This window comes from Demequina sp. NBRC 110056 (assembly GCF_002090155.1).
Lineage (GTDB): Bacteria > Actinomycetota > Actinomycetes > Actinomycetales > Demequinaceae > Demequina.
The window spans coordinates 445,711-457,277 of record NZ_BBRM01000002.1; the positions used below are offsets into that span (position 1 = coordinate 445,711).

Genomic DNA, 11,567 nt, shown 5'->3' on the forward strand with positions numbered 1-11,567 from the left:
AAAATACTGGTCAGCTGGCGTTGGTGCGCTTCGCGCGCCGCATCGCGAGCTCGTCAACTTCATCGGAAGTTGCCGCGGGGACGTCGCCGCGGTCCGCGGGAAGCGCCGACAGCGAGCCCTCGAGCTCGCGCCAGACCTTGCCCAGCGCGATGCCGAAGACGCCCTGGCCACCCTGGACCAGGTCGATGACCTCGTCGTCGGAGGTGCACTCGTACACCGAGGCGCCGTCGGACATGAGGGTGATCTGGGACAGATCCTCGATGCCGCGCTCGCGCAGCGTGCTCACCGCGGTGCGGATCTGCTGGAGCGACACGCCCGAGTCGAGGAGGCGCTTGACCACCCTCAGGACGAGGATGTCGCGGAACCCGTAGAGGCGCTGCGTGCCTGAGCCGGTCGCGGACTTGACGCTCGGCTCGACGAGCCCGGTGCGGGCCCAGTAGTCGAGCTGACGGTAGGTGATCCCCGCCGCCTTGCAGGCGGTGGGTCCGCGGTAGCCGGCGTTCTCGTCGAGGTGGGCGAGGCCGTCGTCGAAGAGGATGCCCTGGTCGCGCACCGGGGTCACGTCCTGACCGCCCTGCTCCGCCATCGCGTCTCCCTCGTAGCTCTCGTCCTCAACGGTAGGGCCGGGCCCCACCGCGGTCAACGACCCCCGCCGACGTGGCGCGCAGTCCGTTGACCGTCCTTGCTGTCGTTATCGGTCGATCTGGGCGTGCACACAAGCCGAGAACAGCGCGACCGCCGCATCGGCGCGGTGGCGCACGATCGCATCGGCGCTCTCGTCGTCTCCCCTGCCCCGGCGCGGGCGCGCGGCGTCGCGAGCGAGGTCGGCCTCGCGGCCGGCGGCGCGGGCGAGGCTCGTGAGCGATCGGGGGTCCGCTCCCGCGGACAGGTAGGCCGCGCCGGCGGTCACGAGCGGCACGCAGTCGTGCTCGTACCGCGCCGGTCCGGTCGTGGAGATCAGACCCGCGCCATCGAGGGCATCCACGACCTCCGGCTCCACTCCCGCCGCCTCGGCGAGCTGCGCGCGCGTCAGCTGCGCCGACGACTCCGTGACCGCGCGGGGGCCGATGGCTTGGTGGACGCGACCGGCGTCGAGGTCGGCGAGCTGCGTCGCGATCGCCTGGAGCGGCAGGTACTCGTCCCGCTGGCGGCGTAGGACGAATCGGAGCCGCTCCACGTCAGCGGCCGAGTACAAGCGGTAGCCTCCGCCGGAACGGTGAGGGCTGACGAGGCCGTTGGCGTCCAGGAAGCGGAGCTTGGACGGCGTGAGGGCGGGGAACTCGTGCACGAGCTGAGCCAGCACGTCGCTCACCCGCAGCTCGGGGTCGTGGGACAGCTGCTGCGGCCACGGGAGACCCTGCGCCGCGCCTCGCTCCTGCTCGCGCTCGGGCCCCTCGTCGGGAACCAGCGCCCGGAGAGCCGTCATCGGATCAGCCGACGGAACCGGGGTAGAACGTCATGCGGTACTTGCCGATCTGGACCTCGTCGCCCTCGTGAAGCTCCGCCTCGGTGACGCTCTCCCGGTTGAGGTACGTGCCGTTGAGCGAGCCAGCGTCCTGGACCAGGAAGCGCTTGCCGTCGCGCACGAAGCGCGCGTGCTCGCGGCTGACCGTCACGTCGTCGAGGAAGATGTCGCCGGAGACGGAGCGACCTGCGGTCGTCACGTCGACGTCGAGCAGGAATCGGGCGCCCTGGTTCGGTCCGTGGTGGACGATCAGCAGCGCGCAGGCCTCGTCGAGCGCATCCACTGCGGTCTGGTCCTGCGGCGACATCCGGTGCGGCGCGTGCTCGTCCGAGACGATGGGCGAGTCGAGGGACATCGTGCGTTCCACGGGGCTCTCGTCGTACGTCATCGCTCCTCCTTCCGTGGTCGGGCTGACCTCATCATCCTAGGCTCTGAGGCGCGGTCGCGACAGACTCGCCGCCGGTGCCGCGATGCATCCTCGAGGCGATGTCTCGCACGTAGCCGATGCCGGAGATCCAGTACAGGACGGCCGCCGCGCACGCTCCCACGACAGCCGCGACGTGGACCGCATCCCAGCGCTCGAACGCGACGAACGCCAGCGGCAGCGCGACGTAGAGGCCAGCCGTCGCGCACTTGCCGACGAAGGTGACGTGCGGCGGCTTCGCGCCGCGCCTGCGGCCCACCAGCAGCGCGATCCCGACCATGGCGTCGCGGACGAGGAGCACGACGACCAGCCACCACGGGATGATGTCGCGCAACGCGAGACCCACCACGACCACGGCCGTGAGGAGTCGGTCTGCCGCGGGGTCGAGCATCCGCCCGAGCTCCGAGACCTGGTGCCACCGACGCGCGAGGAAGCCGTCCAAGAAGTCGCTGATCCCCGCAGCGGCGAGGGCGGCGATCGCCCAGCCGTCGTACCCGGCGATCAGCAGCCAGCCGAAGATGACGATGAGGCCGATGCGCACGAACGAGACCACGTTCGGCACGGTCCAGATGGTCGTCGCCGGGTGTGCGGGCGTGCCCGTCTCGTCCGTCGTCCCCTCGTCCGTCGTCTCTGCGCTGTCGCCCACGGAGGGGGAGTCTACTGGTCCTCACCCTCCGAGGCGATGACCTTGTCGACGGTGGCGGCGGCGATGCGGTTGGCCTCGTCCTCGCTCGCGCCGCGCGCGAGCTCCTTCGCCTTGATCTGCTCCATCTTGTAGCGGCGGGTGTCGACCGCGTGCTCGTCTCCCATGACCGACTCCTTCTCTCGAGGCTCGACCTGCTCCAACATCTCCAGACTAGGGCGGGCGGCGGCGCGGCGCAGGGCGAGACGGGGCTTCGGCCCGACCCGCCTCGAGGCTCGCCTCAGCGCGCGGGCGCGCCCGTCCCTAGGGTGGGAGCCATGCTCATCGAGAGCCGCGGTGCATCCCCGACGATCCATCCGAGCGCGTACGTCGCGCCCTCGGCCGTCGTCTGCGGCGACGTCAGGGTCGGCGAGGGGTCGCGCATCCTGCACGGCGCGGTGCTGACTGCCGAGGACGGGCCGGTGACGATCGGCGCGCGGGTCGTCGTGATGGAGAACGCAGTGATCAAGGGGCGCCGCGCGCACCCAGCCGTCGTGGGCGACCACGTGCTCATCGGGCCGCACGCCCACCTCAACGGAGCGACGGTCGAGTCCGAGAGCTTCATCGCCACCGGCGCGTCGCTCTTCCCCGGCTGCCTCGTGCGTGAGCGCTGCGAGGTCCGTGTCAACGCCGTGATCCAGGTCAACACCGCGCTCGCGCCCCGGTCCGTCGTGCCGATCGGCTGGATCGCGGTGGGCGATCCGGCTCAGCTGCTGCCCGCCCACGAGCACGCCGAGATCTGGCGCATCCAGGAGGGGCTCGACTTCCCGGGCACGGTCTACGACGCCACCCGCACGTCCTCGATGGAGGAGATCATGGCGAGGCAGTCCGCGTTCTACGGTGAGCACGCGAACGACGTCGTGATCGACGATGCCGGGCGCGAGACGTCCGGCGAGGACGAGCGCTGAGCTGGACCGCTACTCGACGACGTAGGTGTCGTACGTCTCGATGACCGTCCGGATGCGCTCCAGCGCCTCGTCGTCCAGGCCGGCGTCGCCGGTCACCTCGTGGAGGGCGTCGAGGGCGAGGTTGCCGTACTTGTGCCCGGCATCCTCCGGCACAGCCGTGCTGAGGATCAGGTCGATCACCCCCTGGAACGCCGTGACCACCGGGATCCAGGTCATGTCCGTGGAGATCTCTGGCGACCGCTGGCCAGGCTTGAGCCACTCGGGCTCGGACCAGATCACGCTCGGCCCGATCCAGACGATCGGGTCGGTGCCGTGCTGGAGGTACGCGACGCGCGTCTCGGACCAGGTGCCGCCGAGCTCGGCGAGGCCTCCCCACTGCGCCGCCCAGCGCACGTGCTCGCCACCGTCGAGCACCGGCAGGCTGTAGGGGCTGCCGTCATCGCGGGCGTCCTGGAAGGCGCTCCACACCGGGGTGAAGCTGGGCGTTCCGGCAAGGACGGCGCCCTGCGTCTCGCTCATGAGCGCGTCGCCCGACGCGTAGGCGGACTGGATGCCGAACGAGCCGAGGCTCAGCCCGTACACCAGGAGCTGGGGACGGTCGTCGGCGGGGAGCTCGTTCCACCACGCCGTGACCGCACGCACGAGCGCCGTCGTGCCGTCCTGCGACAGGTCCGGCGTCAGCAGAGCCGAGACGGGGCTTCCCGTCGCGCCGTACTGCTGGGCGACGATCGCGGTGTCCCCCGCGTGCAGGTACTCGAAGCCGTCCAGCGCCGCGGGATCGAGCCAGCCCGAACCCGTGGTGCCCGCGACCATCAGCACCGACCTCTCCGCGGCGCCCGTGCGCTCGAGCTCCTCGACGGCGAGCTGCGCACGCTCCTCGAACGTTCCGGGGGCGTCGATGCCGACGTAGACCCGGATCGGGTCCACTGCGGTCATGCCCGTGACGGCCTCGATCTGCGTCACGGTGGGTCCGCCGCCGACGATCTTGGCGCCCGCCTGGCCCACCTCGTCCCACGCGACGAGGCTCGCATCGCTGCCGGACCTGAGCGGGCTCGTCGGCTGGGGGAACTCAGGATCGTAGGCTCGGTTGCGCTGCACCGACACCGCGGTCAGCAGCCACGACAGCACGCTGAGGGCGAGCGAGGCCACGACGAGCATCCCCACCAGCGTCACGACCCCGTCCAGGAAGCGCGAACGCCGGCGCTCACGGTCTCCCGGGATCCAACGGACCGAGAGCCGATGCAGGGCCCGCCAGCCGCGGGCGACCCCGCGCCCGATGCTGAACGCCAGCGTGGCGCCCGCCGCGTAGAAGATCGCGCCGACGAACCAGTCGAAGCCCGAGGTCGGGGCCTCGCCGACGGCCTCCCTCACCGAGTTCTGCCATCCGACCGCAAGCGGCATGAACGCCATGGCGACGGCGAGCCCGATGGCGGTCACCAGCCACCACGGCGCCTCGGCCGACGGTCGCAGCCGTCCGCGGCTGATGACGACCGCGAGCCTCCACAGCCCGACGCCGACGCCGTAGCCGACGGCGAACGCCAGGCCGCTCACGAGGCCCTGGGCCCAGTTGGGGCGAGGCAGCAGCGACGGCGTGAGGGACACCAGCAACGCGAGCACGCCGACGACGGCACCCGCGATGTCGAGCTGGTGCTTGGCCTTCGGCAGGCGCTCGAGAATGGGCACTCGCATGGTCTCTCCTCGCGCGGGACCGCCCCGCTCCGGGCACCACAGTAGAGGCGCCGGTACCTCCAGCACGTCCCGGCGCGCGGACGACACGCGGCGCGTCAGGCGCTACGCACGGCCGGTGGAGACGACCCTGTCGGCCGTACGCTCCGCGGCCTCGAACGGCGTGCCGTAGCGGTGCGCGGTGATCGAGATCGCCTGCTCCCGCAGGAATGGCACCAGCTCGAGCTCGGGCGCGGCCGTGACCGGCCCGTCGAACAGCGCAAGGTCGGCACCGCCGCGCCACGCGGCGGGAACCGCGCCCACGAGGCGGACCCGTCCTGCGGCCACCGCCCGCGCCCGCGCGACCGCCGCGTCGTCGTCCTCGACGACGACGTCGATGCCGGCGCCACGAAGCGCCTCGCGCAGCGTGGCAGGCAGCTCGGACGCGCTCGACACCGTCAGAGCCTGGCTCTGCGCAGCGGATGTCGGCGTCGCGTGCGCGCGTGTGCTGGCTGCATCCGTCGCGCCCTCGCGCACCTGGCGGCGGCCCGTCGCCACGCTCAGAGCGACCGCGACGCGAGCGAGGGCCGCGCCGTCCTCGCCATCCCAGCGCACGAGGGCCGGCGTCGGCACATAGCGCTGGATGTTGCGCTCCGCGCGCAGCCCCGTCGGGTCGTGGCCGGCGCTGAAGCGCTCGGCCCAGGCCTCCGCGTCCCTCTCGGCCGCCGCGCGAACCCAGTCCTGGTCTGCCGCGCGCACGATCCCTTCGACGGCATCGGCGAGGCGCGCTCCCCTGCTGGGAAGGGTCTCGGCGCGGACCCAGTCCGTCAGCGACGCGACGTAGTGCGGACCGCCTGCCTTCGACGTGGGGCCCACCACCGAGCGCTTCCAGCCGCCGAAGGGTTGGCGCTGCACGATGGCGCCCGTCATGCCGCGGTTCACGTAGAGGTTGCCCGCCTCGATGCGGTCGAGCCAACGCCTCATCTCACCCTCGTCGAGGGTGTGAAGCCCTGAGGTCAGGCCGTAGTCCACCTCGTTCACGAGCGCGATCGCGTGGTCCAGGTCGCGCGCGCGCATCACGCCGAGCACCGGACCGAAGCACTCGACGGTGTGCAGGAACGTGCCCGGCTGGACCCAGCCGCGCACGCCGGGCGTCCACAGCGCTTCCCCGAGCCGCTCGGGCTCGACCCACCAGGTCTCGCCCGGCTCGAGCTCGGTCAGTCCGCGTAGCAGCTTGTCCTGTGGCTCGGCGATCACCGGCCCCATCTGCGTTCCCGGCTCCCACGGGCGGCCGACGCGCAGGGATCGAACCGCGTCGAGCAGCTGCCGGTGGAACCGCGGGGAGTCCGCCACCGAACCGACGAGGATCGCCAGCGACGCGGCGGAGCACTTCTGCCCGGCGTGGCCGAACGCGGAGGCAGCGAGGTCCTTCGCGGCAAGGTCGAGGTCCGCGCTCGGCGTGATGATCATGGCGTTCTTGCCCGACGTCTCGGCGTACAGGCGCAGGTCGGGTCGGAACCCGAGGAACATCTCGGCCGTCTCGAACGCTCCGGTGAGGATCACCTGGTCGACGCGCGGGTCGCTCAGGAGCTGCTGCCCATAGGTGCGCGTGCTGATCGACAGCAAGGTCAGCACCTCGCGGGGCACCCCGGCCTCCCAGAGGATCTCGGCGAGGACGGCCCCACAGCGCGCGGACTCCCCGGCCGGCTTGAGGATGACGGCCGAGCCGGCAGCGAGCGCCGCGAGCGTCGACCCTGCGGGGATCGCGACCGGGAAGTTCCACGGCGGGATCACCGCCGTGAGCGGGCGCGGGCGGGGCGTCGCGCCCTCGACGCCATCGAGAGCACGGGCAGACTGCGCGTAGTAGCGCGCGAAGTCGATGGCCTCCGAGACCTCGGGGTCGGACTGGTCGATGGTCTTGCCCGCCTCTGCGGCCATCACCTCGATGAGGTCGTCGCGGCGTGCCTCAAGGCGCGCCGCCACCCGATCGAGGATCGCCGCCCGCTGCGCGGGCGGCACGGCTCCCCACCCGCGGCCCGCCTGGTGGGCCTGCGAGATGACCGTGTCGAGCGCATCGGCGCTGTCGACCCTGGCCGCGGCGAGGGTGGTGACGCCGGCCTCGGACCCCTCGGCGCGCGCGAGGATCTCCGTCCCCCACGACCGCGTGGCTGAGCGAGCGGGGTCGGAGTCGGGCGCGTTCCGGAACCCGGCCGCGCCGTCGTGCGGGGACGGGTGCTCGCGGTGGCTGTCGGTGCCCGCGGGCGTCGACGCGAGCTCGAGGGCCTCGCGGAAGGTGCCCTCCTCGCGCGCGAAGTCGTCCTCCGACGACGCGATCGTCGTGAGGCGCGAGAGGAAGTTCTGCGGGTTCGCGACCTCCTCGAGGCGGCGCACGAGGTACGCCAGCGCGACGTCGAAGTCGCGCGGGTCCACCACCGGGGTGTAGAGCCGAAGGCGGCCGACGTCGGCGCTCACCGCCTTCGCGACGTGCTCTCCCATGCCCAGCAGCATCTCGAAGTGGACGTCGTCCTCGACCCCTCGGTCGCGGGCGAGCTCCCACGCGTGCGCGATGTCGAACAGGTTGTGCCCCGCGATGCCGACCTTGAGCGCGTGCGCGCTGTCCGGGACGAGCGCGGCGTCGAGCACGCGCTTGTACTGAGCGTCCGACTCGACCTTCGAGTGCCAGGTCGCGAGCGGCCAGTCACGGATCTCCGCCTCGACCCGCTCCATCGACAGGTTCGCGCCCTTGACGACCCTGACGCGCAGGGGCGCACCCCCGCCGTCGACGCGCTCGCGGGCGAGCGACTGCAGCCGTGCGAGCGCGCGCGACGACTCGGGCAGGTAGGCCTGGAGGACGATGCCGGCGCTCAGGCCGCGCAGGTCCTCGCGCCGCATCAGCGCTTCGAAGACGGCGATCGTCAGGTCGAGGTCGCGGTACTCCTCCATGTCGAGGTTGATGAACACGCCGCCGTGGTCGCGCGCCTGCTCGTACAGCGGTCCGAGAGTCGCCACGATCTCCTGCACGGCGCCGTCGAAGTCCCACGCAGAATGGGGCGCGACCGCCGCCGAGACCTTGATCGAGACGTAGTCGACGTCGGGGTGGGTGATGAGCGCGCGCGTCGCCGCGACGCGGCGGGCCGCCTCGTCCGAGCCCAGCACCGCCTCGCCGAGGAGGTTGACGTTGAGGTCCACGCCTGACGCGCGCAGACGCCGCAGCGCCTTGGACAGCCGCTTCGGACGCGCGTCGACGACGAGGTGGCTGACCATCGCACGGATGACGCGGCGGGCGACCGCCACCGTGAGGCGCGGCGCGATGCGCGCGCCCACCCCGCCGAGGCGCGCGAGCTGCGCGAGGGCCCCAGGAAGGTGCTCGGGCGCGCCGGTCGCGGCCCGTCGCAGCTCCACCGCGGCGACGTGCGGGTCCTCGGGACGCACGACGCCGTCGACGACCTCCGTCAGGTAGCGGAGGCCGCCGGGGCGGGTCAGGACGTGAGCCATGAGGCGGGCGCCGGAGCTGGGCTCCACGGTCGCCGCCTGGTCGAGCCATCGGCGCACCTGGGCGACGGATCGGTCGGCGGCGGCGGTGGTGCGCGCAGGGGTCGTCGTCGGGGACATGGCCTCAGTGTGCGACCTCTCGACTTTCCACGTCCATTTCAGCCTTTTCCTCATTACCGTGCAGGTCTGCTTAACTGTTGGCATGCTCGATCTCCATCGCCTCCGCACGTTGCGCGAGTTCGCCCTGCGGGGCACCGTCACCGAGGTCGCGGACGTTCTCGGATACTCGCCGTCAGCGGTGTCGCAGCAGCTCGCCGCCCTCGAGCGTGAGGCCGGCGTGCCCCTGCTCCGACGCTCGGGGAGGCGCCTGCTGCTCACGCCCGCCGGTCAGGAGCTCGCGGACGCGGCGGGCCCGGTGCTGGGGCTCGTGGAGGAGGTGCAGACCCGGTTGCGTGCTGGCGACGACTCCCCCGGAGGCACCGTTCGCCTGGCGGTGTTCCAATCGGCGGCGCTCGCGCTGCTGCCCACAGCACTGCCGATGGTCGCGCGCACGGCGCCTCGCGTACGCGTCGAGGTGACCCAGAGCGAGCCGGCGCAGGCGCTCGAGGACACCTGGTCTCGGGACTTCGACCTCGTCGTCGCCGAGGAGTACCCCCACCACTCCGCACCGCACTACGACGGGCTCACGCGCGTGACGCTGATCCGGGACCGCATCGCGCTCGCGACGCCGTCCGGCTCACCGACCTCGCTGGCCGAGCACCGCGACAGCGCCTGGGTGATGGAGCCGCGCGGGACCGCATCGAGGCACTTCGCCGAGCAGCTGTGCCGGGTGGCGGGCTTCGAGCCGGACGTCCGCTACGAGACCGCCGACCTCCAGGCCCACCTCGCGCTCGTGCGCGCGGGCCTCGCCGTCGCGCTGATCCCGGGCCTGATGTGGCCCTCGGCGCCGGACGGCATCGTCCGGGTGGAGCTCGACGACGCGATGCACCGCACCGTGTTCGCCGCGTTCCGCGACGCGTCCGCGACCGACGCCTCGATCCGCGCGACGCTCACAGCGCTCACGTCCGCGGCGCAGCAGGTCGCGGCGGCGTGACCTGGGCCTGGAGCCCAAGTCCCTGCACGAGGTGCGTCGCCCCCGCGACCGCGGCGGGCATGAAGGCGATCGCGCCCAGAGGGAGCAGGAACGCCAGGAAGCAGGCCGCACCGAACCCGACCACGCGCGCCCGGTGTCCGCGCAGCACCGCGCGTCGATCGTGCAAGGTGAGCACGCCGCGCCTCGCTAGCGGAGAGGTGGTCAGCTCCAGCGCGAGGAACCACCCGCCGAAGGCCGCACCGAGCACGAACGCCGTGACGCCGCCCACCACCGGGATCAGGCCGATGAGGAACAGGACGACCGCGAGCGGAACGGTGAGGAGAGCGAGCCGCAGCGCTTCCCCGATGCCTCGGACGATCGACCGCCACGCACCCTCCTCGGGATCGGCTCCCACGAAGCCCTGCGAGGCGTCCACCTCCCGCGCGAGGCGCTCGAAGAACGGCTGCCCGATGACCAGCGTGACGGCGGTGAACGTGTAGATGCCGACGAGCGCCGCGGCCCCGAGGATGGCGAGCGCGGCGACCACCTGGAGCGCGTCGGAGAACCACCCGTCGCCGGCGACAAGCGCGTCCGCGATCCCGTCGCTCCAGGACTCCAGGTTCATCACGATCAGGACCGCGCCGGCCCCGAAGACCACCGCGGTGATCAGGCCAGGGATCAGCCCCACCACCATCAGCCGCGGGTTCGTGCCCCACGTGCGCAGGCCGCTCAGCGCGGTGCGGAACCCGCGCGCGACCTCCGCGACGACGCCTCGCCGGCCGGGAGGCGAGGAGGAGGTCATGGATGCATGCTAGTCGGGCGAGGTCTCCGCGATCTGGCCGCGCCAGACGCGTCTATCCTGGGCGGACATCCCCGCTGACTTCCCTGGAGCACGCCCCGTGAACGCACCCGACGTCGCCGACCGGCGTGCGCTGGGCCGCACGGACCTCGAGGTCACGCCGGTCAGCATCGGCACGGCCTCGTGGGGGCCGAGCTCGCCCGATCACGGCGTCGTCGTCACCGAGGACGAGGCGCTCGCGGCCGCCGCGCGGGTGATGGATGGCCCCTTCAACGTCCTCGACACCTCGAACAACTACGGCGGCGGCGAGTCCGAGAGGCGCATCGGCCGGGCCATCGCCGCCCGGGGCGGGCTGCCGCAGGGCTTCGTGCTCCAGACCAAGGTCGACCGTGACCCGGCCACCGGGACGTTCGACGCCGACCGCGTGCGCCGCTCGTTCGAGGAGAGCCTCGACCGCCTCGGGCTGGACCGGGTGCCGTCGTTGCTGCTGCACGACCCCGAGCACCTCGGGTTCGCGGAGGCGGCTCGGCCGCGCGGCCCGCTCGACGCGCTGGTCAGCCTGCGCGATGAAGGACTCACGGACGTGATCGGCGTGGGCGGCGGTCCGGCGTCGATGCTGCTCGAGTTCGTCCGTACCGACCTGCTGGACGTCGTCCTCACGCACAACCGCTTCACGCTCGTCGACAGGACGGCCGATGCGCTCATCACCGAGGCGCACCAGCGTGGCATGGGCGTGCTCAACGGCGCGGTGTTCGCCGGCGGCGTCCTCGCGACGCACCCTCGTACGTCGAGCCTGTACGGCTACGCCGCGGGAGACCCGCGGCTGCTGGGCACCATCGACGCGATGGGTCGTGCGTGTGCGGAGGCCGGCGTGCCGATCGCTGCCGCCGCCTTGCAGTGGTCTCTCAGGGATGAGCGGATCACGTCGACCGTGTGCGGCGTGGGCTCAGCCGCTCAGGTCGACGAGATCGCTGCCCTCGCTGCGGTGCCGATCCCCGCTGACCTGTGGAACCTGCTCGACGACCTCGCCCCCCGCCCCGACCTGTGGAGGAACGACTGA

The 11,567-nt window shown here is 72.3% G+C and carries 11 protein-coding genes; 3 read left to right on the forward strand and 8 right to left on the reverse strand.

The annotated features are described in order from the left end of the window. Positions 1–10: 10 nt before the first annotated feature. The 5 genes from B7K25_RS02100 to B7K25_RS13645 form a co-directional block, all read right to left on the reverse strand. Positions 11–586, reverse strand: coding sequence for a MerR family transcriptional regulator (locus tag B7K25_RS02100; protein WP_084103761.1), 576 nt, complete (start codon positions 584–586; stop codon positions 11–13). A gap of 105 nt (positions 587–691) precedes the next feature. Further along, positions 692–1,426, reverse strand: a complete 735-nt coding sequence (locus B7K25_RS02105; RefSeq protein ID WP_084103763.1) for a MerR family transcriptional regulator — start codon at positions 1,424–1,426, stop codon at positions 692–694. Between the two features lie 4 nt (positions 1,427–1,430). Further along, on the reverse strand, positions 1,431–1,853 hold the full coding sequence (locus tag B7K25_RS02110; protein WP_084103765.1) for an FHA domain-containing protein: 423 nt from the start codon (positions 1,851–1,853) through the stop codon (positions 1,431–1,433). Positions 1,854–1,884: 31 nt separating this feature from the next. Further along, positions 1,885–2,535, reverse strand: coding sequence for a CDP-alcohol phosphatidyltransferase family protein (locus B7K25_RS02115; protein WP_144018807.1), 651 nt, complete (start codon positions 2,533–2,535; stop codon positions 1,885–1,887). A gap of 11 nt (positions 2,536–2,546) precedes the next feature. Next, the gene (locus tag B7K25_RS13645) at positions 2,547–2,699 is read right to left on the reverse strand and encodes a hypothetical protein (protein ID WP_159450088.1); all 153 of its coding nucleotides are present in this window, start codon (positions 2,697–2,699) and stop codon (positions 2,547–2,549) included. Between the two features lie 150 nt (positions 2,700–2,849). Between B7K25_RS13645 and B7K25_RS02125 the strand changes: the two genes are divergently transcribed. Continuing rightward, positions 2,850–3,479: a gamma carbonic anhydrase family protein gene (locus B7K25_RS02125; RefSeq protein ID WP_084103769.1), complete on the forward strand. Its 630-nt coding sequence runs from the start codon at positions 2,850–2,852 to the stop codon at positions 3,477–3,479. Between the two features lie 9 nt (positions 3,480–3,488). Here B7K25_RS02125 and B7K25_RS02130 read toward each other — a convergent pair whose 3' ends face one another. Together B7K25_RS02130 and B7K25_RS02135 are read right to left on the reverse strand one after the other, a co-directional pair. Then, positions 3,489–5,168, reverse strand: coding sequence for an alpha/beta-hydrolase family protein (locus B7K25_RS02130; protein ID WP_084103771.1), 1,680 nt, complete (start codon positions 5,166–5,168; stop codon positions 3,489–3,491). Positions 5,169–5,270: 102 nt separating this feature from the next. Further along, the gene (locus tag B7K25_RS02135) at positions 5,271–8,756 is read right to left on the reverse strand and encodes a proline dehydrogenase family protein (protein WP_084103773.1); all 3,486 of its coding nucleotides are present in this window, start codon (positions 8,754–8,756) and stop codon (positions 5,271–5,273) included. Positions 8,757–8,838: 82 nt separating this feature from the next. Here B7K25_RS02135 and B7K25_RS02140 point away from each other — a divergent pair, with 82 nt between their 5' ends. Continuing rightward, positions 8,839–9,729, forward strand: coding sequence for a LysR family transcriptional regulator (locus tag B7K25_RS02140; protein WP_084103775.1), 891 nt, complete (start codon positions 8,839–8,841; stop codon positions 9,727–9,729). Here the strand turns inward: B7K25_RS02140 and B7K25_RS02145 are convergent. After that, positions 9,695–10,510, reverse strand: coding sequence for an EI24 domain-containing protein (locus tag B7K25_RS02145; protein ID WP_084103777.1), 816 nt, complete (start codon positions 10,508–10,510; stop codon positions 9,695–9,697). The two genes, B7K25_RS02140 and B7K25_RS02145, sit on opposite strands and share 35 nt — an antisense overlap. Before the next feature lie 97 nt (positions 10,511–10,607). Here B7K25_RS02145 and B7K25_RS02150 point away from each other — a divergent pair, with 97 nt between their 5' ends. Beyond that, positions 10,608–11,567: an aldo/keto reductase gene (locus B7K25_RS02150; RefSeq protein ID WP_200807820.1), complete on the forward strand. Its 960-nt coding sequence runs from the start codon at positions 10,608–10,610 to the stop codon at positions 11,565–11,567.